Below are 22,215 nucleotides of genomic sequence, written 5' to 3'. Positions count from 1 at the left end.
CTATTTCGCTGCCTTGCAGGCGGTGCAGAGTTCGCCGGTGATGCCTTTACCTTCTTCCACCGTGAAGATGCGATCGACGTTCGGCAGCTTGATCTTTTCCACCGCACCGCTCGGCCAGTGAATCTCGACAGAATCCACAGTCGTGGCATCGCCGATGCCGAAGTGCACACGCTGATCGTTGGACGAGATATAGCTGCCGCCGCTGAGCACATCGTCGCGATGTCTCACGCCAGCGGCAGTGAGATAGACCGTCGCCCCTACAGCATCGCGCGGCGATTTCGGGCCGCCCACAAGCTTCATCTCCACCCAGTGATGATGGTCGTTGCTGACATTGCGCAGCAGCACAGGCGTGTGATCGATCGCATTGATCACGACGTCGATCTTGCCGTCATTGAAGAGATCGCCGAAGGCCGCGCCGCGTCCCGGAATGACGTCGGCCAGGCCAGTGTCCTTGACCGGCGGCACGAGCTCAAACTTCTTGCCGCCATGGTTGTGATACAGCAGCGGGCGCTGGGCGAAAGAAGTGCCCCAGTCGTACTTGTCGACCTCGGGATAAACGTGGCCGTTGATCATCATCAGGTCTTTCCAGCCATCGTTGTCATAGTCGAAAAACTCGGCTCCCCATCCGAGGAAGGGAATCGTGTCCTGCGCGATGCCGGCATGGTAGCTCACATCGGTGAAGTTGGCGTCGCCGTCGTTATGGAAAAGCACCTTGTAGTCGTCGGAAAAGGTGGTGACCAACAGGCTGTCGAGACCCGTGTTCTCATAGTCGCCTACCGCCAGCCCCATGGATGCGACCTCGCGGCCGTCCTGGTTCAGTGCAAAGCCCGAGGCATAGCTGTCGTCCTCGAATTTCCCGCCGCCCTTGTTGATGTAGAGATAGTTCGGCGTCGAATCATCGGCGACGACGAGATCGACCTTGCCGTCGTTATTCAAATCCACAAAGACCGGAGTAAAGCCGTAATACTTGTTCGGATCGTTGGTGCCGGTCTGCACGCTGACATCGGTGAAGGTGCCGTCTCCGTTGTTGCGGAAGAGATGATCGGGCTCGCCTTCCAGCCCGCGCGGTCCGCACATCACCGCCACGCCGCGGAAATTGCAGAAGTTGTAGGAGACGGCCTTGGTGCCGGCAATCGGCAGATTGTTGCGATCGAAGTGAACATAGCCGGCAACGAAAAGATCGAGCTTGCCGTCGCCATCGTAGTCGCCGAAGGTCGCGCCGGCCGACCAGTTGCCGAGCTGGACGCCGGCCTTCTCGCCTACATCGGTGAAGGTGCCATCGTGATTATTGTGATAAAGGCGGTTCTTGCCGTAGTTGCAGACGAAGATATCCGGCCACCCATCGTTGTCATAGTCACCGATAGCCACGCCAAAGCCCCAGCGGTCATTCGTCACACCGGCCTTGTCGGCAACATTGGTAAAGGTACCGTCGTGATTGTTATGGAAGAGCGCGGCCTTGGGCGGCGTGGTCTTGCCGTCGAGCGCATCGAAGCTCGAGCCGTTGACGATGTAGATGTCGAGCCAGCCATCGTTGTCGTAGTCGATGAGCCCGATCCCTGAGCCATTGGTCTCCAGGATGAACTGCTTCTGCGGAGAGCCCATGGTGTGGTGCCACGTCGTGAGCCCGGCCTGCTTCGAGATGTCTTGAAAGACGATGGGGCCGGAGTCGACGAAACCGCCCGCGGTGATGGGGCGGTTCTGGGCATCGTGCACGGCGGCGTGGACGCCGCCGGTAGAGTTGCCGCCTGCCATGCCTCCCTGTTGCTGTTCCGCGGCCGGCGGGGCCGCTTGCGGCGATTGGGCGCGCAGCGCCGGCGAAAAAGCAAGGGCCATCACTCCGAGGCCCGAAAGAAAACTGCGCGAAAGCCGTGAGAACAACCGTGAAACTCCTGTTTTCAGCTACGGCGGAAGGATATCAGGAGGCTCATGCTATTTGCTGTTCGATTCCGCGGTCAGTCTGCGGATCAGGTCCGTTTCATATTTGCGATACGGCGTGCCGTCGGTGTGAAAGACCTCGTGAAACCAGACCGTCGGCTGCTCCACGACATAAGGACGCTGCCAGGAATCCCACGGCAGGTACGTCTGCGTCTTGCCTGCGACCAGTCCCCAGTTGATGGCGGCCACGTGATGCTTCTGCGCAATGGGCAGAATGGTCTCGAAGAGGCTGCCCGCGCCGCGCGCCATGTATTCCGTGCACAGCAGGGGACGATGGAGCTGCTCAAGCTGGGTGATCCGCTGCTCGAACTCCTCGGGCCAGCCATAGTTGTGGAAAGAGATGACGTCGGACTCTTCCACCTGCACGCGGGCCATGGGGCTCATGGTGCTGGTCGAGGACCAGTCACCCTGCCAGATGCCGCTGGTGAGCGGCTGCGTCGGATTCTCCTCGCGTGCCCAGGCGAAGACCTGCGGCAACAGCTTCAGCACCAGCTCGGTCTTGTTCTTCGGTTCTTCCTTGCCGTATGAGCTGTCGTTGCCGTTATCCGGCTCGTTCCAGAGATCCCACGCCAGCACGCGGTCGTCCTTGGCAAAGGCGCCGACGACACCCTCGACGTAAGCCTTCAGGCGCGGGTATTGCGAGGCATCCTCGAGCGCGGCGGCGCCCGGAGCCTGCACCCAGCCGGAGTTATGCACGCCAGGAATCGGAGGATGCTGCGGGCCGAGCTTCGGATTCGGGTCCCAGCAGGAATCGAAGAGAACGAAGACCGGGCGGATGTGGTGCTTTGCGGCGATGGCGAGGAAGGTGTCGATGCGCTTCTTGAAACCCTCGGGGTCCTGCTGCCAGAGCTGGTCGTGGAGGAAGACGCGCATGGTATTCATGCCGATGGCCTCGGCCCATCCCAGCTCGCGGTCGTTCTCCTGCGGATCGAAGCTCTCCGCCTGCCACATCTCCAGCTGGTTAATGGCGTTGGAGGGGATGTAGTTGGAGCCGACCAGCCAGGGCTGCTTCGCGTACCAGTCGTTTGCCTGCTGCTGGGTCCAGCGGTCGCGGGCAGAAGCCACGGATGTGGCGACGAGGAGCATCAGGCAGGCTCCGAGAAATTTCTTCACTTCCATCCTCCAGCAAGCGGTAGCGCTACCGTGGCGGCCATCATACGTGAAATCGGTTACATCGAGCCACTGATGGATAAATACAGCTCCGCTGCATACGAAATGACGCGGCCCAGGATGCAATCGCTTTCAAAAGCAACGGCTTCTTGGATATAACCTTGGCCATGAACATAAAAGAGGTCGCCCGGCTGGCCAAAGTCTCGACAGCCACTGTTTCGCGGACCATCAATGGGTCGGACAAGGTCACCGCGGAGACGGCGGAGCGGGTACGCAAGGCGATCGAAGAGCTCAAGTTCTATCCGAATACCAACGCCCGTGCGCTGGGTTCGGGACGCAGCAGCCTCTACGGGCTCATCATCTCGGATATCACCAACCCCTTCTTTCCTGAGCTGGTAAAAAGCTTCGAGGATGTGGCCGTCGAGTTCGGCCAGGAAGTGCTGGTCGCGAACACCGACTACAACGCGCATCGCATGGAGGTGTGCGTAAGCCGCATGCTGCAGCGCAAGGTGGACGGCGTGGCCATCATGACCTCGGAGATGGACGAGCACCTGGTCGACGAGCTCAACAGTCGTCGCATCCCGCTGGTCTTCCTCGATACCGGCAAGCCGCAGCCGGGTATCAGCAACATTGCCATCGACTACGCCGCAGGCATCGACGCAGCAGTGGAGCACCTCATCGCGCTCGGCCATATCTCGATCGGTTTCATTGCCGGACCTATGAACCTGACCTCGGCTCGGGTACGCAAGGCTGCCTTCATCGATAGCCTGAAGCGCAAGGGGCTGCAGTTGGATGAAGATCTGATCGAGAATGGAAACCACCGCATGGACGGCGGCCATGATGCCATGCTGCGGCTCCTGGGGAAGCAGCATAAGCCGACGGCCGTGCTGACCTCGAACGACATGACGGCGATCGGCGCCATCGGCGCGCTGAGCGAGCATGGGCTGAAGGTGCCGCGCGATATCTCCATCATCGGCTTCGACGACATCGCATTGAGCGCCTTCACGCAGCCGGCGCTGACCACGGTGCGCCTCTCGCGGCAGGAGATCGCCAAGGTCGCCTTCCGCGCGCTGTATCACAATCGCGACGACGCAGCCGCCGAAGGCGCCGAGTACATGATCCAGCCATTGCTGATTGAGAGGAAGTCAACCGGGGCGGTGGCAAAGGAGAAATAGCAGACGGAGCGGCAAAAAGGCTGGGAAAACAGATATTTCTGAGCGCTACTCCAGATACCTGTCATCCCAGCCGAAGCCGCTCTCCGCGCACTCTTATCATCCCGATCGAAGCATTCGTTCTTTACGTTGTCATTCCGCCTGGAGCATATTCCCAAACACTTGTCATTCCAGCCGAAGCATTTGTTCTTTACGTTGTCATTCCGACCGGAGCGAAGCGAAGTGGAGGAACCCGCGGTTTGTCCCCACTCGCACGGACCCGGGTGGCCCATTCAAGCCCGCAGTTGGCTTGAGTGGGGAAGCGCGATATCCGCGCTCACGCAAACGCTTGTCATTCCAACCGAAGCATTTGTTCTTTCCGTTGTCATTCCGACCGGAGCGAAGCGAAGTGGAGGAACCCGCAGTTTGTCCCCACTCGCACGAACCCGTGTGCCCCGCCCATGCCGCAGTGGGCATGGGGCAAAGGTACGTTGCGCCGGGTGGAGGGAACTCCTACACCTCACTCCGCGTATGGTTAGCCGGGAGTCATCATGCGCAATCGCCCGGCAGTCGCAGGTGGCCGTGGAGTGTCCTGGCCGGAAGAGGGGCGAGGACCGGCGTGGTTCAACGCCGTCATGCTTCTCGTATGGCTGTTGGCAGGAGTCGTCGCATTCCTTCCCTTTGCCTTGAACACCTCGCCATGGGATGCCGTGACGCTGCGCGTTCCCGGCAACCAGGGAAACTGGTGGCACGTGCTGGTCGGCGCGCCGTTCTTTCTGGCATATCCCATGATCTGGCTCCGGCTGCGCGCGCTCTTTGCCTCGCAGTTCTCGACCACGCAGGGACGGCGATCTCTCTGGAGCGCGATCGGTCTCTCCATCGCCGCTACGGCACTCGTGGAGGTGCCGTTTCTCCTGCACCTTGCCGGAACCAGCGCATGGCAACGGCTTTCGGTTCTCAGCCTTGGCTTCGGCGTCCTGATTCTCAGTGCCATCCTGCTGTTGCTGCGTCGTGATCGCGTCTTTCCCACCCAGGCATGCCTGATCGGTATCGATGCCGCCTATCTCGCCAATGCCGCACTGTGTCTCGTCGTGTACAGCGAAGCGCAAGGCAGCATAGGGTCAAGAGTGGGATGGTTTCTATCGATGGGCATTGTCTGGATCATCCTCCTTGATCTTGGAGTGCTCTTCGTCAGGGCTTACCGGGCGTAGCGCCACCGTATCCCTCCGGTCATTCCTCCGGCCAGGGGCTGAGAGGAATTCGACGGAACCGCAGAGCCGAAACGGCCGTATGCTCTGTAGACGCGGATACCTGGGAGTCCCGGTCTGCGCCTCATGTCTGCGCCCGTGGAGGAGAGCATGATCCCGGATATACGGCTTGCTTTGCGGCAGTTGCGTAAGTCCCCCGGATTCGCCGTCACCGCCGTGCTGACGCTGGCGCTGGCCATCGGCGCGAATGCCATCGTCTTCAGCGTGCTCAATGCCCTGGTGCTGCGCCCGCTGAGCGTGCCGCATCCGGATAACCTCTTCATGGTCGAGCGCGTCACCGGGTCTGACACTTCGCCCTCGCAGTCCTATCCCGATTACCGTGACCTGCGCGATCGGAATCGCAGCTTCGACCAGCTGGTGAGCTACAACATCATGGGTAGCGTCGGGCTCGACACCGGCCACGGAGAGCCGGCCGTGGTGTGGCCTTACCTGGTATCTGCAAATTACTTTGATGCGCTCGGCATCCAGCCCCATCTCGGCCGCTTTCTTCACGCCTCCGAGGAGCGTGGCAAGAACAGCGTGCAGGAGATCGTGCTCAGCTACGCATTCTGGCACCGCTATTTTCACGACGATCCCGGCGTGGTGGGCCGCACGGTGCAGTTGAACAAGCACCCTTTCACCGTCATCGGCGTGGCGCCGAAGAGCTTTCGCGGCACCGAGCTCTTCTTTGCGCCCGATATGTGGGCGCCTCTGGTCGATATGTCGCAGATCTCCGACTGGAACCCATACGACGAACGCGGCAGTCATTCTTCCTGGATGATCGGCCATCTCAGGCAGGGCATTACGCCCGCGGCGGCTACCGCCGATCTCAACACCCTCGCCGCTTCCATGGCGAAGTCGTATCCGAAAGACGATGACGGCCTGAAGTTCACGCTCTCGCGGCCTGGACTGGTGGGCAATACCCTGGGCCGGCCGGCCCGCGCCTTCATGGCCGGACTGATGATGCTCGCCGGTCTCATTCTGCTGGCCGCCTGCGCCAATCTGGGCAGCCTCTTTGCCGCGCGTGCGGCGGACCGCTCGCGGGAGATTGCCGTGCGCATGGCGCTCGGCTCGCGTCCCCGGCTGATCCTGCGCCAGCTGCTCACCGAAGCTCTTCTCCTCTCATTCACCGGGGGTGTTCTCGGCATGGCGGGAGCCGTGGCGATCCTGCGTCTCCTCAGCACCTGGCGGCCTATCCCCAACATTCCGATTAACGTGCCGGTGAATCCGGATGCGACGACCTACCTGCTGGCCGCCGGGCTTGCCATCTTCAGTGGACTGCTCTTCGGTATGGTTCCCGTGCGCCAGGTGCTGCGCAGCAATCCGTGGCAGGTCATCCGCTCCGGCGGAGCCACCACCGGAGCCGCGCGCCGTCTGACTCTGCGCGATCTTCTTCTCGGTCTGCAGATCTCCATCTGCGCCGTTCTGATTACCGCTTCGCTGGTGGCTGTCCGCGGGCTGGCGCGTTCGCTCGAGAGCAGCTACGGCATCCACCCGGCCGGCGCCATGCTGGTCCAGACGGATCTGGAAATGGCCGGCTACCCGCGCGAGCAGTGGGTGCCGATGCAGAAGAAGATGCTGGATGCCGTCGCAGCCATCCCCGGCGTCACCTCTGTGGGCTACGCCGACCGGCTCCCGCTCAGCATCGGCGGCAACGACTCCGATGTGTACACCGACGCAACCACCGATTACCGCTCCGGGACCGCGATTGCCGATGCCCAGAAGTTCGATGTTTCGCCCGATTACTTCCAGGCTGCCGGCACGGCACTGCTCGCCGGCCGCAGCTTTACCCTGAATGATGCGGACCCGAACCCGATGGTCGCGGTCATCAATCGCGAGTTCGCCCGCAAGGTCTTCGGCTCGGTGGAGAAGGCCATCGGCGCGCACTTCAAGGTGTGGGGCGGCGAACGGGTACTGGTCGTCGGCGTAGTAGAAGACGGCAAGTATCAGACGCTCACCGAAGATGCGGCGCCCGCGATGTTCTTCTCCTTCCAGCAGCAGCGCAGCACCTCCACCTGGCTGGTGGTTCGCTCCCGGCGCGCGCCGCAGGAAACTGTGGCGGCGTTGTCGCAGGTGCTGCATGGTCTCGATCCGTCGCTCCCGCTCGGCATTCGCACCTGGAACAGTGAGATGGACTCGGCGCTCTTCGCCGCCCGCGTGGCCACCGTGGCCCTGGGCGTGATGGGACTGCTCGGTACCATGCTGGCGATCACCGGCATCTTCGGCATGGCTTCTTATACGGTCAGTAAACGCATGCGCGAGCTCGGCATCCGCATGGCGCTCGGCGCAAATCAGCGCAGGGTGCTGGGTGCGGCGCTGGGGCGTGCCTTCCGGCTGCTGGCCATCGGCTCTTTCGCCGGACTGGTCCTCGGCTTTCTCGCGGCGCGCGTGCTTGCGCACATCGTTTACCAGGCCACGCCGCGCGATCCCATCATTCTCGGCGGCGTGATCGCAACCATGTTCGGCATCGGACTGGTCGCAACCTGGCTCCCGGCGCGCCGCGCGCTCGCCATCGACCCCATGATCCTTCTCCGCGAAGAATAAATCTGCGAAGCGCTGTCTATCTTGGGCGGTATCCCCATGGAGCCATGCCGCAAATTGTCATCCCGGCCGGCGCAGGGCAGTGGTATCGTCCTGCGCAGTGGAGGAACCTGCGGTCCTGCTGAACTCCCGCAATGATTCCATCGCGACCAACGAAAGCGGAGGCGCAAAGCGCAAAAGGTCTGGACGGCCAGTCCCCGAAGGCAGTCGCCTAGACGGCTAATCGATCCATTGGTGGCGGTAGCCTCCGTTGGTGAGCAGCTGTGTCAGCTCGTCGATATGCTCGGAGCCGCGCGTTTCCAGGGTGAGATCGATCACCGTATCGCCAAGATTCACGCCGTAGTGCGCGCGGTCGTACTGCGTCTGGACGATATTGGCGCGGGCGTCGGCAATGATGCGCGTGAGCTGATGCAGCGCGCCGGGCCGGTCGGTCAGATGGATGCGCAGACGGGTGCGGCGCCCATCCTTGAGCAGGCCGCGTTCGATGATCCGTGCCAGCAGGCTGACATCGATGTTGCCGCCGCCCACGAACACCGCCGTGCGCTGTCCGTTGAGCGAGGTCTTGTGCTGCAGCAGCGCGGCCAGAGCCACGGCGCCCGCGCCTTCTGCGAGCGTCTTTTCACGCTCCAGCAGCACGAGGATCGCCTTGGCGATCTCCTCTTCGTCGACCGTAACCAGCTCGTCCACATACTTCTGCACCAGCGGCAGCGTGCGCTCACCGGCGCGGCGCACCGCGATGCCGTCGGCGATCGTGGCCTCGGCGGGGATGCTGACCGGCGCGCTCGCCTCCGCCGCGCGCAGCATCGAAGGCAGCCGGTCAGTCTGCACGCCGATGATGCGGATCTTCGGATTCGATTCCTTGATCGCGCAGGCCACGCCGCCGATGAGCCCGCCGCCGCCGATTGGTACAACCACGGCTTCGAGATTCGGCACCTGCTCGATCAGCTCGAGCCCGATCGTGCCCTGCCCGGCAATGACCGCGTCATCGTCAAAGGGATGTAGGAAGGTCATGCCATCCTGCGCGCCGAGGCGCAGAGCTTCTTCGCAGGCTTCGTCATAGTTCGCGCCGTGGAGAATGACCTCGGCGCCGAAATTCGCGGTGGAGGAGACCTTGACCAGCGGTGTCATCAGCGGCATCACGATGCGCGAGCGGATGCCGCGCTCAGTGGAGTGAAAGGCGACGGCCTGTGCATGGTTGCCCGCGCTGGCGGCGATCACGCCGCGCTCGCGTTCCTCGGGCGAGAGGGTAAGAATCTTATTGAGAGCGCCACGCTCCTTGAATGCGCCGGTGCGCTGCAGATTGTCGAGCTTCAGGAAAACCTGCTGCCCGGTCATCTTCGAGAGCGCGTGCGAGTGCGGTGCCGGCGAAAGATAAATGAAGTCCTGGATACGGCGTTTTGCTTCCTGTACGTCCTGCAGCGTGACTGCCATGGGTCGTTCTTCTCCTCAAAACGGAAACAACAGATGCGTAAAACGAAAAAGCCACCATCTCTCCCTCTGTCCTCGGGAGCGGATGGTGGCTGGTCCTGAAATCCTGGTGCTTGCTTACGCTCGCCCGGCCGCCCGCTCCCGATAGGAGGGAATGCAAAGAATGCCAATAATTCGGCTGGCCATGCGGACGGGCATGGAGGGTACGACGCCGAAGCTGGACAGAGCGCGGTGCATGCGGATGACTCGATGAAAGCAGACGGCCGCAGGCGAAGTCAAATTTCTCCGGAGAGTCATCGATGGGTCGGCGAGGATGCGGATGCCCCATCCAAGCTCCGCTTGGGTGGGAGGCAACAAACCCAGGACGTATCCCCCTATATCCAGACTGAAAATAAGCGGCTTATATAGCGAATGGTCATTCCGACCGGAGAGAGCCGTAAGGCGAACGTAGCGGAGGAACCTGCAGTTCTGTTTAGCCCGCAACACTCCAGTTCGCGACCTGCGGAAGCGGAGGCCGAAGGCACATTCGCCCTGCGCGCAGCAGAACAGCAGGTTTCTCCGCTGCGCAGGACGATAGAACTGTCCTGCTCCGGTCGAAATGACAACCCTTTCTCGTTGCTATAGGTGGATACGTCCCAGGTGGCCCGTTCAAGCCTGCAGTTGGCTTGAACGGGGAAGCACATCCGTCTCCCTGCGACCTTTGCGGAACTTCGCGTCTTGGCGCGAAACCGGGAAGCAGGAAGCGGCACGGACCTCCTCTGTGGTAAAGCGTCCTCCCGCAAATTCCCGGAATCCATCCCGCCCCAAACCGCGTCAGTCTTATTGTGCCTGAACAGATTGCCGCTCCCATCCCTGCCGACCCCCTGCCCGCTCCCACCCTGCTGAAGCGCGCCGTGCGCCTTGGCCGCAAGTTCCAGAATCCTGTCGAGACAGAGATCGGCGGCTTCGGCATGATCTTCAAGCTGCTGCCTCTCTACCTGTCCAACCGGGAAGAGCGCACGCCGAAACGGCAGCTCGGTCCATTTGTCACTGCGGCGGATACATATGCGCGGCCGCCGGCTTCCGGACTGCGGGTGACCTGGTTCGGGCACTCGATCATGCTGGTGGAGATTGACGGCGTGCGCGTGCTCATCGACCCGGTGTGGGACGAGCGCGCCTCTCCCATGAGCTGGGCGGGACCGAAGCGGTTCTTCCCCTCGCCGCTGCCGCTCGAGAAGATGCCGGAGCTGGATGTGATTCTCTTCTCGCACGACCACTACGACCACATGGGGAAGGAGACCGTGCGCGCGCTGGCCGCGCTGCCCGCTGCTGCAGGCGCGCAATGGGTGGTGCCGCTTGAAGTCGGAGCCGTGCTGCGCAGCTTCGGTGCTCCGGCGGAGAAGATCATCGAGCTCGACTGGACAGAGTCGGCAGAGATGCGCAGCGCGCGCACCGGCGCAAGCCTTCGGATCACCGCGATTCCTTCACGGCACTTCTCCGGACGCAGCATGCGCAACCGGTTCGAGACGCTGTGGGCCTCCTACGCGCTGAAAGGCGCGGAGCACAATGTCTACTACGGAGCGGACTCGGGCTACTGGGATGGGTACACGGAGATCGGGCAGCATTACGGTCCCTTCGATCTGACCATGCTCGAAGTGGGTGCATGGAATGTGAACTGGGAGAGCATTCACATGGGCCCCGACGGCGCGATGCGCGCCTTCAGGGCGATGGGCGCGCATGGTCTGCTGATGCCCATCCATTGGGGGCTTTTCGATCTCGCGCTCCACGCCTGGCGCTTTCCCATCGAACGCATCACGGAGCTGGCGGATGCGGATGGCATCCCTCTATGGTCGCCTCCGCCGGGCGTCCCGACGGAGTTCGAAAAGGGCGTGGAGCTGCGCTCGTCCTGGTGGCGATAGACCAGGAACAGGCATTCTTATTCCTTGTCATCCCGAGCGAGCGCAGCGAGTCGAGGGACCTGCGGTGTCCGTCTCCGGGAAACAGCCGGGTGCCCCACGTCTCGAGGTTGAGACGTGGGATCACCTTAGACCGCTTTCATCCTCATCCGCGCCACTCGTCGAAGTGACCCTCGCGGATGGCCTGTGCCAGCTGCTCGATCTCTCCTGAGAGCACGCGGTCTTCGCGCAGCGGAGCCACGAACTCCCGCACCTTGGTGGCCGCATGTTCGACGGCGCGCGCCGGACGCAGGGGTAGGCGATACTCCAGGCCCTGCGCGGCAGAGAGCAGCTCCATCGCCAGCACACACTCGGCGTGCTCCACAATGCGCCGCAGCTTGAGCGCGCCCGTCATGCCCATCGAGACATGATCCTCCTTGCCGCCGGAAGTGGGCACGGAGTCGACACTCGACGGATGCGAGAGCACCTTGGCGTCATTGAGCAGCGCCGCCGCAGCCACGTGTACGATCATCAGCCCCGAAGAGACACCGGCCTCCGGCGAGAGGAACGCGGGCAGGCCTTCATTGATGTCCGGGTTGATGAGCCGGTCGATGCGCCGCTCGCTGATGCTCATCAGGTCGGTGAGTGCGATGGCCGCGTAGTCGAAGGCCAGCGCCAGCGGAGCGCCATGGAAGTTGCCGCCGGAGAGAATCGTTCCCTCACGCTCATTTCCGAAGATCAGCGGGTTATCCGTAGCCGAGCCGGTTTCGATCTCGATGACGCTCTGCACGTGGGCGAGCGCGCCGCGTGCTGCGCCGTGGACCTGCGGCATGCAGCGCAGGCAGTACGCGTCCTGCACCCGAGGATCGTCATGGCGGTGCGACTCGCGGATCTCGCTCTGCTCGAGCAGCGTGCGCAGGTGAGAGGCGACGGCCATCTGGCCCGCATGCGGGCGCGCAGTATGGATGCGGGCGTCGAAGGCCGCCGGTGTGCCGCGCAGGGCCTCCAGAGACATGGCTCCGGCCAGGTCGAAGAGCTCGGTCACGCGTCGTGCGCGGACCAGTGCCAGTCCTCCCACTCCGGCCATGGCCTGTGTGCCGTTGAGCAGCGCCAGGCCTTCCTTGGCGGCCAGCGTCAGCGGAGCAATTCCGGCCTGCCGCAGGGCTTCGGCCGAGGGGATGCGGCGCCCCTGGTAGAAGGCATCGCCTTCGCCGATCAAGGTGAGAGCAAGGTGAGCCAGCGGTGCCAGATCGCCCGAAGCGCCCACCGATCCGCGCGCGGGGATCACAGGATGCACCCCGGTATTGAGCAGCGCCACCAGCGTCTCCGCGACGATCGGGCGCACGCCGCTGAATCCCTTGGCGAGAACGTTGGCGCGGAGCAGCAGCATGGCGCGGACCTCGTCCTCGGGAAGCGGTTCGCCCAGGCCGCAGGCGTGGCTGCGGACGAGGTTGCGCTGTAGTGCCTCGAGCTGGTCCGGGCCAATGTGCACATCACTGAGCTTGCCGAAGCCGGTGTTGATGCCATAAGCGGTCTCACCCCGGCCCACCAGGTTCTCGACGATCGCGCGGGACTCCGCAATCCGTTGCAGGGCCTCAGAGGTGAGCTGCGCCGGGAGGCGGCGGACGGCGACGCCGGCAAGTTCTTCCAGGGTAAGCGGCTGTCCGTCGAGGAGCAGGCGATAGGACGCAGGGCTATCCGATGCAGAAACGGGTACAGAGGAGCCGGAAGCAAGGGGTTCGATCATCACTGGCTGATCCTAGCCAGGAATGCGTGCCGAATCCACGGATGATCCACGGAATCCGTGTCAGAATAAGGTGGATATCCTGTGGAAGATGAGGAAATATCCGTGGAATCGACGGAAATATTAGACGAATATGCGCGAAACCTGATCGCCGAGCTGACCGTGAACGCGCGCGCCTCGTATGCGGAGCTGGGGCGCAAGGTAGGGCTTTCGCCATCCGCGGCCGCCGAGCGGGTCAAGCGTATGGAAGAGGAAGGCATCATCCGCGGTTATAGCGTGGAGATCGATCCCGCGGTGCTGGGGGTGGGATTGCTGGCGGTCATCCGCATGACCTGCGACGGCACCCACTACCAGGCCTTTCTGAAGTTCATGAAGACCTTGCGCGAGGTGCGGATCTGCCACCATGTGACCGGCTCGGATGCATTCTCGCTGGAAGTTGCGGTGGGTTCGCTGATCGAATTGGAGCGGCTGATCGAGCGTCTGCTGCCCTACGGCATTCCGACGACCAGCCTCGTCCTCTCGACCCCGGTGGAGCGGCGTGGACCCGATCTGGAACGGCTGAAGGCAGCTCCAGGCCGTTAGGCCGTATCCACCGATAAAGGAATGGAAAGTAAAAAATACCGCTGCATCGTCATCCCGACCGGAGCGGAGCGAAGTGGAGGAACCTGCAGTTTGTCTCCACTCGCACAACCCGGGTGCCCCATGTCTCGCTTCTGAGACATGGGAAAGCACGAACCCCAAAACAACAACGCCCATCCGGAGCTTCCCGGATGGGCGTTGTTGTAAAGAGCTGCGATTGCAGCGGGAGCTGATTAGTCGAGCGACGGCTGGATGATCCGTGCACCGCGCCAGCCGTAGTAGGCGATGAAGAGATAGCAGATCACCGGGACGATAAAGGCATGCTGCAGGCCGATCTTATCGGCCAGAATGCCCTGGATCTCCGGCAGCACCGCGCCGCCGACAATCGCCGTGACCAGCAGTCCCGAGGCCTCACCCGTCAGCGGTCCCATCTCGGCAATGCCCAGCGTGAAGATGCTGGGGAACATGATCGAGTTGAAGAAGCCCACCGCCAGGATGGTCCACATCGGCCAGGAGTGGGGCAGCGCGAGCGTGCCCTGCCAGAAGAGAAGGTTCAGGTGGATATTGGTGACCGCGCCCGAGGTGTAGGTGGTTCCCATGCTGATGAGGACCAGAGCCATGGCGACGAAGGCGCAGAAGGTAAGCAGGTGCGTGGTCTTTACCTTCTGCAATACGGCTGAGCCGATGAAGCGGCCCATCATGGCTCCGCCCCAGTAAAAGGGCACGAAGCCGGCCGCGGCCAGCTCTGAGATGCCGGCAATCTTCGGCTGGTTGAAGTAGTTGATCAGGAAGCTGCCCAGCGAGACCTCGGCGCCCACATACATGAAGATGCAGACCGCGCCCAGCACCACGTGCGGATAGCGCCAGATGCTGTCGCCCTTCTGTCCGGCCTTGGTGGGGCGGTAGTCCTTCGTGTTGTCCAGGCGCGGGAACTTGTAGAGCGCGATGGCCAGGGCCAGCACGATCAGCGCCAGCGTGATGGCGATATACGGAAACTTAACCGTGGCTGCCTGCTGCAGGCGGTAGGCGTGCAGCGCGGCCGGAGACATGGCCTTGAGCTTGTCGGCTGCGATGTCGGCGCCCTTGAGGATGAGCAGGCCGCCGAGCGGCGGTCCGATCGTGGTGCCGAGCGAGTTGAAGGCCTGCGTCAGGTTCAGGCGGCTCGAGGCGGTCTGCGGCGGTCCGAGCACCGTGACATACGGATTCGCCGCCACCTGCAGCGCCGTGATGCCGGCGGCCAGCACGATCAGCGCGGTGAGGAAGAGCCCGAAGGACGGGATATTCGCGGCCGGGATAAACCCGATGGCGCCAACGCCCATGGTCAGCAGCCCAAGCACCATCGTGCGCTGATAGCCGATCCATTCCACGATCTTGCCCGAGATGAACCCGAAGGCGGCGTAGGAGCCGAAGAAGGCGAACTGCACCAGCATCGCCTTGGCGTAGTTCAGCTCGAAGATGGCTTTCAGGTGCGGGATCAGGATGTCATTGAGCGAGGTCAGAAAGCCCCACACGAAAAACAGTGTGGTGACCATGGCAAAGGCGCTGCGGTAGTTATTGGAGCCGGCGGGCGCGGCGGTAACTCGGGTAGAACTTCCTGCGTGACTGATGGCCATCGGATTTCTTGATTTTCCTTATGGGTTGCGTCGTGTTCGCGTCTGAAACTTTTCGGATGCGGGCCGCCCGAGCGGTAACCGGAGCGGTACAAGGCATCCATTTCGTGACATCGGTATCGATGTTGCCGCTGGCTGCATGATACCTGCTTCTTTCCTGGCTTGGCTCGTGCGCAGACAGGCCGCTCGCGCCGGCCGTGACAAAAACGAAGATCCCCCCGTGAAACTTTGCGGCTGTAAGTTCGTCACACATGCAGCGCGATTTCGGTATGTTCCCTGTTGCCGAATGTTACAAATCTCGCCGCGCATCCGGTCATTTTGCAGGAGAAAATGGGTTCCATGACCTCAGCACGAGTTCTTTTGTCGGTTGCACTGTATGGTGGCTTCGGAGCACTGGCTCCGCTCGGCATGGCAGCTCCGCTGGGCGTGGCAGCCTCCGGGCAGGCCGCGCAATCTGCGCCGGCCAGCCGCGTGGTAGGTGCGATCACCGCGATCAATGGCCAGTCGGTGACCGTCAAGCCGGATACCGGAGACCCGGTGACGGTGACCGTCAGTGATTCGGCCCGCATTCTGCGCGCGGAGCCGGGCACGAAGACACTCTCCTCCGCGACTCCGATCCAGTTTTCCGATCTTGCTGTGGGCGATCGCATCCTGATGGCGGTGCATCCCGGTGCGGATGGAGGCGCGGCGACGGCAACGACGGTCGTGGCCATGAAGAAGGCCGACGTGGCGCAGCAGCAGCAGGCTGAGCAAGCGGACTGGCAGCGGCGCGGCGTAGGCGGCCTCGTAAAGTCGGTCGACGCCTCGGCTGGGACGATGACCGTCTCCGCCGGCTCCAGAACCTGGACGATCCACACCACGCCGAAGACGGTCGTGCGCCGCTATGACGCGGCCTCCATTCGTTTTGCGGATGCCAGGCCCGCGACGATCGATCAGGTTCATGTTGGCGATCAGCTGCGCGCGCTGGGCGATCATGATCCGGCCAGCACCGATGTCGCCGCGGAGGAAGTCGTCTTCGGCACTTTCCGCAATATCGCGGCCACGGTCATCTCTGCCGATGCAGCCGCAAACACCGTCACCGTCAACGATCTGGCCACGAAGAAGCCGGTGGTCATTCACATCTCCGCCGATTCGCAGCTGCACAAGCTGCCGGAGATGATGGCCCAGGCATTGGCGGCCCGCTTCAAGAGTGGCGGCCAGGGCGCTGCGTCGGGTGGCGCTACTCCGAAGGGCGCGCCGTCGGCTCCGCCTCAGGGAGGCGATCACGCTCCGCAGGCGCAGCCTGTGGCCGAAAACGGACAGGGACCGCGCGCGGGCGGGGCACGCAACGGCGATCTTTCGCAGATGCTGCAACGCACCCCGCCGCTCTCCCTCGGAGATCTTCATAAGGGCGATGCCGTCATGATCGTCGCAACCCAGGGCACTCCGGCAGAAGCCACGGCAGTCACACTGATTGCCGGGGTCGAGCCAATCCTCTCCGCGTCCCCTTCCGCCAGCCGGGATATGTTCTCCGCCTCGTGGAACATGGGCGGCGGGGGTGAGGGCGAAGGAGCGCAGTGAGCATTTGCTGCGTATCGTAAACAGATTTTTCCGTCTTTCGCCGCTTCCGGGGCGATCGGAGGGCGGAGACTGCGCTGCCCGTGTGTCTCCGGCTCAAACCGGCATAAGGGCGGCGAAAGCCGCCAGGCTGTAGTACCGGCGTACGACATTCAGGTTCAGTTCATCCTTTTGTGTTTCTTTGGAGCATTGTGAATTACAGATTCATATCTCGTTTTCTTAGTCTTTGGTTGGCAGTGTTAGCGCTTGCCTTCGCGCCGCTGCTGCGGGCGCAGACGCCGACCGGCACGCTGCGCGGCACCGTGACCGACCCCTCCGGCGCGGTCATACCCAGCGCCAGGGTCAGCATTACGACGACCGACGGCCATACGCTCGCAACCGCCACCTCGGATGCCTCGGGCGCATACGCAGCCGCGAAGCTGCCGGCCGGAACCTATATCGTGATCGCCTCGGCGCAGGGCTTTGCGCCCTCGGCCTCGAAAGCGGTGACGATCGCCGCCGGGCAGAGCAAGCAGTTTGATGTATCGCTCCAGATCGCGATCGAAAAGCAGCAGGTGGTGGTCAATGAAGATACGCCGACGGTGAGCGTGGACCCCACCAGCAACGCCAACAGCCTGGTGCTCAAGGGCAAGGATCTCGACGCGCTCTCCGATGACCCGGACGAGCTGCAGAATGAGCTGAATGCCCTGGCAGGTCCGGGCGCGGGTCCCAACGGCGGCCAGATCTACATTGACGGCTTCACCGCCGGCGAGCTGCCGCCCAAATCCGCCATCCGCGAGATCCGCATCAACCAGAACCCCTTTTCGGCGCAGTACGACAAGCTGGGTTACGGCCGCATCGAGATCCTGACCAAGCCGGGTACCGACAAGTTCCGTGCCCAGTTCATGGCCCAGGGCAATCCCTCGCAGCTGAACACCGGCAACCCCTTCGATAAGGACATTCCGGACTACTACAGCTACCAGTACAACGGCACGGTCAGCGGTCCTATCAGCAAGAATGCTTCGTACTTCGTCAGCGCCGAGCATCGCACCATTCAGGATGACGCGGTCGTCGATGCGTACCGGTTACAGGGTGAGGTGAACGGCGACTTTGCCGCCGGCATCTATACCAACGCCGCCGACTACGACACCGTTGCCTTCAACGATGCGGTGGTGACGCCCCATGGCCGCACCAACATCAGCCCGCGCATCGATCTGCAGCTGGGCGCCAGCAACACCCTGAGCGTCCGTTACCAGTTCTATGACGACAATGAGAAGAACGAAGGCGTGGGGCAGTATTCGCTGCGCGACCAGGCCTACAACACCTCTTCGACCGAGCACACCGTCCAGATCAGCGACACGCAGGTCCTGAGCGACAAGGTCATCAACGAGACGCGCTTCCAGTTCCTGCGTGACTTTTCGAAGACCACCCCGGCCTCGACCGACCCGGAGACGGCGGTCTCCGGTCTCGAGACCTTCGGCGGTTACACCGGACAGACCGAAAACGACCACACCCTGCGCTATGAGCTGCAGAACCTGACCGAGATTGCTCTCAAGACCCACGCGATCAACTTCGGCGGCCGTCTGCGCTACGCCCGCGACGCCAACACCTCGAGCAGCAGCTTCAACGGCTCCTTCACCTTCGGCGGCAACCAGTGCAGCAGCTCGGAAACGGACTGCACCACCACGACGGCGGCCGAAGCCTATGCGGCCACCATCCAGGGCCTGGGCACCGGCGAGACCTGGGCGCAGATCCGCGCAGCCGGCGGCGGTCCCAGCCAGCTGAACCTGACATACGGCAGCCCGAACATCGTCTCCAGCCTCACCGACGTGGGCCTCTACTACCAGGACGACTGGCGTGCGAAGCAGAACCTGACGCTGAGCTATGGCGTGCGCTGGGAATCGCAGTCCGGCATCCACGACAAGAACGACTGGGCGCCGCGTCTGAGCTTTGCCTGGGGACTGGCCAAGCCGGGCAAGCAGGCCAAGACCGTCCTCCGCGGTGGCTATGGCTTCTTCTATGACCGCTTCGCCCTGGCAGAAATTCTCCAGGCCAAGCGCCTGAACGAGAACGCCGATTCCCCGCAGAAGGAAGCGGTGATCGAGGATCCGACCTGCTACTCGGCGACCAGCATCACCTCCACCGATCTGACTTCCTGCCAGGAAGCCGGCAGCACCAGCAGCAAGACGGCCGTCTACCAGATCGCTCCCGACCTGCACGCTCCGGTTACGCAGCAGGCCGCTTTCAGCATCGAGCGGCAGGTGACCAAGGCCTCGACCATTTCGGTGACCTACATCAATTCGCTGGGGAACCATCAGCTCATCACCCGCAACGCGAACGCGCCTTACATGGCCGGTTACGATGCGGCCGATCCGAACGTTTATCAGTACTTCTCTGAAGCAGTCTTCAAGCAGAACCAGCTGATGACCAACTTTAATGCTCGCTTCAGCCCGAACCTCTCGCTCTTCGGCTTCTATTCGGCAAGCTGGGCGAACAGCGATTCGTCCGGCGTCTCCGGCAATCCGAGCAACTCGGCCAATCTGAAGCAGGATTACGGTCGCGCCTCCTTCGATGTCCGCAACCGCCTCTTCCTGATGGGCAGCTGGTCCACGCGCTGGAATTTGCGCTTTAGCCCCTTCATCGTGGTCCAGTCGGGCACGCCGTTCAATATCACCACGGGTGAGGACAACAACGGCGACTCGTTCTTCAACGACCGTCCGACCTTTGCCCAGTCCGGCGACACGGACACGGTCGCCACGTCCTACGGCACCTTCAACCTGAACCCGACCGCGGGCCTGGCCAAGGGTGAGAAGCTGGTGCCGGTGAACTACGGCGACGGCCCGAACCTCTTCACCTTCAACCTGCGTGCCAGCAAGACCTTCAACTTCGGCCCCCGGGTCGCAGGCGCGGCCTCGCAGGGCGGCGGCATGGGCGGCCCCGGCGGTGGTCCCGGTGGTGGTGGCGGCCATGGCGGCGGCGGTGGTCCTGGCGGCGGTCCCGGCGGTGGTCTTGGCCCCGGCGGTCTCAGTGGGAATCGCGGCCGTGGTGGGCCGGATGGTCAGCAGCAGCAGACGCCGACGCATCCCCGCTACAGCCTGACGCTTAATGCCCAGGCGCTGAACCTCTTCAACGACATCAACCTGGCCGCACCCACCGGCATCCTCGGCTCGCCGGAGTTCGGCAAGTCCAACGCGCTGGCGGGGCAGATCTTCTCCTCGGGTTCGGCCAGCCGCCGTATCTTCGTGCAGGCGGTCTTCAGCTTCTAAAGGCAGCTTCTAGCTACTAGCTTTTAGCGAGAACCCGGGTGCCCCACATCTCGTGCCGTTCGAGATGTGGGTTCCCAGACCCCAGAAAATCAACACAAAAACAACAAAAAGGCCACGCATCGAGCGTGGCCTTTCATTTTCAATCTTTAGCTAGAAGCTAGAAGCTAGAAGCTAGAAGCTAGAAGCTAGAAGCTAGAAGCTTTAGGCGGCCTTGAGCGCCAGGGCCTTCACGCGGGCGTTCAGGCGGCTCTTGTAGCGGGAAGCCGTGTTGGCGTGCAGGATGCCCTTCTGGACGCTCTTATCCAGAGCGGAAGCGGTGGCGCGATACTGCTCGGCCGCAGCCTTGACATCGCCCTTCTGGATCGCCTCACGCAGAAGGCGGAGGCTGCCGCGCACGCGGCTCTTGTTGGCGCGGTTCACTGCAGTCTTCTTCTCGGTCTGACGAACGCGCTTCAGCGCGGAGACGTGATTTGCCATGGTAGTTCTTGAACTCTTTTCCTGAAGTTGGGATGCAGGCAATGAGGCATCCCCTGCAAACCTTAAGTTTAGGGGAACTCGCCCCGCCGGTCAATTGGAAACCGACCCCGGCAAGGGAATTCTTCCGGATTACTCTCTTATAGAAAGTCACTCTCTAAAAGAGAGTGACTTTCTATAAGAGAGTAATAGCCTTTTTAGGCTATTACTGTTATTTGGAGAGTGTATCGCTCCCTGCCTTAACTTCAATTCTATCAATCAAATGAGGCGGTTCATGCTGTGGTCTTGAGTTGCGGACGCAGGCCCGTGCACAACTCAGATCGCAAGGCCATTGACGCTCGTGCAGGCTCCGGGCGAGCATGGACGGCCTATGAACAAGCGAGAGTTCTTGAAGGTATCGGGCGCAGCGGCGGCGGGTACGGTCGTCTCCCGTATGCTGAAGGCGGAGAAGACCTTGGCGGCGCATCGGACGAACTGGGCGGGAAACATCGAGTACAGCACGGACCAGCTTTTTATCCCCTCGTCGGTCGACGAGGCCCGGGAAACCATCCGCGCGGCCTCGAAGATCCGCGCGCTGGGCGCGCGGCACTGCTTCAACCGCATCGCGGACAGCACCGCGGCACAGATTTCGCTCGAAAAGCTCGAATCGATGGAGCTGAATGAGACGGCGAAGACGGTGACCGTGGGCGGCGGTGTCCGCTATGGCAAACTGGCGCCCTGGCTCGACGCGAAGGGCTATGCCGTCCACAATCTGGCCTCGCTGCCCCATGTGACGGTGGCCGGAGCCTGCGCCACGGCCACGCACGGGTCGGGAAATGAAAACAGGAACCTGTCTTCCGCGGTGGAAGGCTTCGAGCTGATCACCGCCGACGGCCAGCTTCACTCGTTCTCCCGCGAGAAAGACGGAGGAAATCGATTCGATGGCATGGTCGTCGCGCTGGGGTCGGTCGGCGTGCAGGCCTCGACTACGGTGCATGTGGTGCCGAGCTTTCAGGTGGCGCAGAAGGTTTATCTCGACCTGAGCTTCGATCGCCTGGAGCACGATCTCGATGCCATCTTCGGCTCGGCTTACAGCGTGAGTCTCTTTACCGACTGGCAGCAGAACCGCGCGACGCAGGTATGGCTGAAGCGCAAGGTTGAAGGTGGCCAGATCCGTTTCGAGGACGAGTTCCACGGCGCGAAGGCGGCCACGGTGAAGGTGCATCCCATTCTCGGCCACGATGCGACGCCGTGCACCGAGCAGCTCGGCGTGCCGGGGCCATGGTATGAGCGGCTGCCGCACTTCAAGATGGCCTTCACGCCTTCCAGCGGCAACGAAATCCAGACGGAGTACTTTGTGCCGCGCGAGCATGGCTACGAGGCAATCCGCGCCGTAGAGAAGCTCAAGGACAAAATCACGCCGCACCTCTTCATTACCGAGCTGCGCACCGTCGCCGCCGATGACCTCTGGCTGAGCATGGCGTACCGGCGGCCGTCGCTCGCCATTCACTTCACGTGGAAGCCGGAAATCGAGGCTGTCCACGCCGTGCTGCCGGAGATCGAGCAGGCACTCGCACCCTTCCAGCCGCGTCCGCACTGGGGCAAGGTCTTCACCCTGGCACCGGAAAAAATCGATGCGCAATATCCGCGGATGGCGGAGTTTCGCGCGCTGGCGGCGCAGCTCGATCCACACGGCAAGTTCCGGAATGCGTTTCTGGACCGGGAAGTGTTTGGCTGATGC

At 62.5% G+C, this 22,215-nt stretch carries 14 protein-coding genes; 8 read left to right on the top strand and 6 right to left on the bottom strand.

Annotated features, from left to right (window positions below):
• Positions 1 to 1,833 carry a CRTAC1 family protein gene (locus ESZ00_RS04440; protein ID WP_129206950.1) on the bottom strand — a complete coding sequence of 611 codons (1,833 nt, stop codon included), beginning with the start codon at positions 1,831 to 1,833 and terminating at the stop codon, positions 1 to 3.
• A 96-nt stretch (positions 1,834 to 1,929) separates the two neighbouring features.
• Positions 1,930 to 3,054: a cellulase family glycosylhydrolase gene (locus ESZ00_RS04435; RefSeq protein WP_129206949.1), complete on the bottom strand. Its 1,125-nt coding sequence runs from the start codon at positions 3,052 to 3,054 to the stop codon at positions 1,930 to 1,932.
• A 158-nt stretch (positions 3,055 to 3,212) separates the two neighbouring features.
• Here ESZ00_RS04435 and ESZ00_RS04430 point away from each other — a divergent pair, with 158 nt between their 5' ends.
• The 3 genes from ESZ00_RS04430 (at position 3,213) to ESZ00_RS04420 (ending at position 7,987) form a co-directional block, all read left to right on the top strand.
• On the top strand, positions 3,213 to 4,220 hold the full coding sequence (locus tag ESZ00_RS04430) for a LacI family DNA-binding transcriptional regulator (protein WP_129206948.1): 1,008 nt from the start codon (positions 3,213 to 3,215) through the stop codon (positions 4,218 to 4,220).
• Between the two features lie 527 nt (positions 4,221 to 4,747).
• Positions 4,748 to 5,407 carry a hypothetical protein gene (locus tag ESZ00_RS04425; protein ID WP_129206947.1) on the top strand — a complete coding sequence of 220 codons (660 nt, stop codon included), beginning with the start codon at positions 4,748 to 4,750 and terminating at the stop codon, positions 5,405 to 5,407.
• Positions 5,408 to 5,554: 147 nt separating this feature from the next.
• On the top strand, positions 5,555 to 7,987 hold the full coding sequence (locus ESZ00_RS04420) for an ABC transporter permease (protein WP_129206946.1): 2,433 nt from the start codon (positions 5,555 to 5,557) through the stop codon (positions 7,985 to 7,987).
• A gap of 216 nt (positions 7,988 to 8,203) precedes the next feature.
• Here the strand turns inward: ESZ00_RS04420 and ilvA are convergent, their stop codons facing one another.
• Positions 8,204 to 9,415, bottom strand: coding sequence for a threonine ammonia-lyase (gene ilvA, locus ESZ00_RS04415; RefSeq protein WP_129206945.1), 1,212 nt, complete (start codon positions 9,413 to 9,415; stop codon positions 8,204 to 8,206).
• 821 nt (positions 9,416 to 10,236) lie between these two features.
• On the opposite strand from ilvA, the gene ESZ00_RS04410 reads away from it, so the two are divergent.
• A complete protein-coding gene (locus tag ESZ00_RS04410) occupies positions 10,237 to 11,310 on the top strand; it encodes an MBL fold metallo-hydrolase (RefSeq protein WP_229740953.1) in 1,074 nt (357 codons plus the stop codon).
• Positions 11,311 to 11,452: 142 nt separating this feature from the next.
• On the opposite strand, the gene hutH is transcribed toward ESZ00_RS04410, so the two are convergent.
• A complete protein-coding gene (gene hutH / locus ESZ00_RS04405) occupies positions 11,453 to 13,033 on the bottom strand; it encodes a histidine ammonia-lyase (RefSeq protein ID WP_129206944.1) in 1,581 nt (526 codons plus the stop codon).
• Between the two features lie 102 nt (positions 13,034 to 13,135).
• On the opposite strand from hutH, the gene ESZ00_RS04400 reads away from it, so the two are divergent.
• Positions 13,136 to 13,612, top strand: coding sequence for an Lrp/AsnC family transcriptional regulator (locus tag ESZ00_RS04400; protein WP_229740952.1), 477 nt, complete (start codon positions 13,136 to 13,138; stop codon positions 13,610 to 13,612).
• Between the two features lie 230 nt (positions 13,613 to 13,842).
• On the opposite strand, the gene ESZ00_RS04395 is transcribed toward ESZ00_RS04400, so the two are convergent.
• On the bottom strand, positions 13,843 to 15,222 hold the full coding sequence (locus tag ESZ00_RS04395) for a sugar MFS transporter (RefSeq protein ID WP_129206943.1): 1,380 nt from the start codon (positions 15,220 to 15,222) through the stop codon (positions 13,843 to 13,845).
• 336 nt (positions 15,223 to 15,558) lie between these two features.
• Here ESZ00_RS04395 and ESZ00_RS04390 point away from each other — a divergent pair, with 336 nt between their 5' ends.
• On the top strand, positions 15,559 to 16,779 hold the full coding sequence (locus ESZ00_RS04390; RefSeq protein ID WP_129206942.1) for a hypothetical protein: 1,221 nt from the start codon (positions 15,559 to 15,561) through the stop codon (positions 16,777 to 16,779).
• Between the two features lie 233 nt (positions 16,780 to 17,012).
• Entirely contained in the window at positions 17,013 to 20,021 is a 3,009-nt protein-coding gene (locus tag ESZ00_RS04385) for a TonB-dependent receptor (protein WP_229741085.1), read from the top strand.
• 201 nt (positions 20,022 to 20,222) lie between these two features.
• Here ESZ00_RS04385 and rpsT read toward each other — a convergent pair whose 3' ends face one another.
• A complete protein-coding gene (gene rpsT / locus ESZ00_RS04380; protein ID WP_129206940.1) occupies positions 20,223 to 20,498 on the bottom strand; it encodes a 30S ribosomal protein S20 in 276 nt (91 codons plus the stop codon).
• A gap of 367 nt (positions 20,499 to 20,865) precedes the next feature.
• Between rpsT and ESZ00_RS04375 the strand changes: the two genes are divergently transcribed.
• Positions 20,866 to 22,212, top strand: a complete 1,347-nt coding sequence (locus ESZ00_RS04375; protein ID WP_129206939.1) for a D-arabinono-1,4-lactone oxidase — start codon at positions 20,866 to 20,868, stop codon at positions 22,210 to 22,212.
• Positions 22,213 to 22,215 lie beyond the last annotated feature (3 nt).

The sequence above is a fragment of the Silvibacterium dinghuense genome (genome assembly GCF_004123295.1).
Classification (GTDB): Bacteria; Acidobacteriota; Terriglobia; order Terriglobales; family Acidobacteriaceae; genus Silvibacterium; species Silvibacterium dinghuense.
The sequence above is the reverse complement of the archived record's forward strand: the minus strand, read 5'-3'. Positions and strand labels throughout refer to the sequence as shown.

Excerpts from the sequence above, each read along its gene's own strand:
- ESZ00_RS04440 (WP_129206950.1), bottom strand. The coding sequence starts at position 1,833 with ATGGCCCTTGCTTTTTCGCCGGCGCTGCGCGCCCAATCGCCGCAAGCG.
- ESZ00_RS04435 (WP_129206949.1), bottom strand. The coding sequence starts at position 3,054 with ATGGAAGTGAAGAAATTTCTCGGAGCCTGCCTGATGCTCCTCGTCGCC.
- ESZ00_RS04430 (WP_129206948.1), top strand. The coding sequence starts at position 3,213 with ATGAACATAAAAGAGGTCGCCCGGCTGGCCAAAGTCTCGACAGCCACT.
- ESZ00_RS04425 (WP_129206947.1), top strand. The coding sequence starts at position 4,748 with ATGCGCAATCGCCCGGCAGTCGCAGGTGGCCGTGGAGTGTCCTGGCCG.
- ESZ00_RS04420 (WP_129206946.1), top strand. The coding sequence starts at position 5,555 with ATGATCCCGGATATACGGCTTGCTTTGCGGCAGTTGCGTAAGTCCCCC.
- ilvA (WP_129206945.1), bottom strand. The coding sequence starts at position 9,415 with ATGGCAGTCACGCTGCAGGACGTACAGGAAGCAAAACGCCGTATCCAG.
- hutH (WP_129206944.1), bottom strand. The coding sequence starts at position 13,033 with ATGATCGAACCCCTTGCTTCCGGCTCCTCTGTACCCGTTTCTGCATCG.
- ESZ00_RS04395 (WP_129206943.1), bottom strand. The coding sequence starts at position 15,222 with ATGGCCATCAGTCACGCAGGAAGTTCTACCCGAGTTACCGCCGCGCCC.
- ESZ00_RS04390 (WP_129206942.1), top strand. The coding sequence starts at position 15,559 with ATGACCTCAGCACGAGTTCTTTTGTCGGTTGCACTGTATGGTGGCTTC.
- rpsT (WP_129206940.1), bottom strand. The coding sequence starts at position 20,498 with ATGGCAAATCACGTCTCCGCGCTGAAGCGCGTTCGTCAGACCGAGAAG.
- ESZ00_RS04375 (WP_129206939.1), top strand. The coding sequence starts at position 20,866 with ATGAACAAGCGAGAGTTCTTGAAGGTATCGGGCGCAGCGGCGGCGGGT.